Source organism: Streptomyces sp. sk2.1 (genome assembly GCF_008120935.1).
Classification (GTDB): domain Bacteria; phylum Actinomycetota; class Actinomycetes; order Streptomycetales; family Streptomycetaceae; genus Streptomyces.
In genome coordinates this window covers 50,337-51,442 of record NZ_RDBO01000013.1, presented here as the reverse complement: position 1 = coordinate 51,442, position 1,106 = coordinate 50,337, and the positions used below count along the sequence as shown (strand labels likewise).

At 70.6% G+C, this 1,106-nt stretch carries 1 protein-coding gene; it reads right to left on the bottom strand.

Annotated features, from left to right (window positions below; genetic code table 11):
* Positions 1 to 1,106: type I polyketide synthase (locus EAO76_RS02185; protein ID WP_148832736.1), on the bottom strand; the 1,106-nt coding region annotated here is incomplete at both ends.

The window sequence follows — 1,106 nt, the reverse complement described above, 5'->3', positions numbered from 1 at the left end:
CCATCCTCAAGGGACAACGCCCCCGCCACCACGGCCGCCGCGATCTCGCCCTGCGAATGACCCACCACCGCATCCGGCACCACACCGAAGGACCGCCACAGCTCCGCAAGCGACACCATCACCGCCCACAGAGCCGGCTGCACCACATCCACCCGCTCCAGAAGCCCGGCACCCCCCTCGGTGAGCAGCACCTCCAGCAGATCCCACTCCACGAACGGCGCCAGAACCCGCGCACACTCCTCCAACCGCGCCCGGAACACCGGCGAATCCGCATACAACCCCGCAGCCATCCCCACCCACTGCGACCCCTGACCAGGAAAAACGAACACCGTCTTCCCGGAGGTCGCGGCCCCCTCCACGAGGGCGTCCGCATCGGCGAGGTCCCGCACGGCGCGCAGCAGTTCGTCGCGGTCGGTGCCGACGACGACCGCCCGGTGGTCGAAGGCCGTACGGGCATGCACCAGCGCGGACCCGATCGCGGCCGGGTCCAGCTCCGGCCGCTCGGCGACGAAGTCGGCCAGCCGGGCAGCCTGTTCCCGCAGCGCCGCACCACTCCGCGCCGACAACACCCACGGCACCGGACCGACCGGCCCTTCCACGGCATCCACTTCGCCCGGCCCCGCTTCCTCCGCCGGGGCCTGTTCCAGGATGAGGTGGGCGTTCGTGCCGGAGATACCGAACGAGGAGACCGCGGCCCGGCGCGGACGGTCCAGCTCCGGCCAGGAACGGGACTCGGTGAGCAGTTCCACGCCTCCCGACGCCCAGTCCACGTGACCGGTCGGCTCCTGCACGTGCAGGGTCTGCGGGAGCACTCCCCGGCGCAGGGCCATCACCATCTTGATGACGCCACCGACACCGGCAGCCGCCATGCTGTGCCCTATGTTCGACTTCAACGACCCCAGCCACAAGGGCTGTTCGGGCGTGTGCTCCTGACCGTACGTGGCCAGCAGCGCCTGCGCCTCGATCGGATCACCGAGCCTGGTACCGGTGCCGTGCGCCTCGACCACATCCACGTCCGCACCCGTCAGACCCGCATTCGCCAGCGCCTGCCGGATCACCCGCTGCTGCGACGGACCATTCGGCGCCGTCAGACCATTGCTGGCACC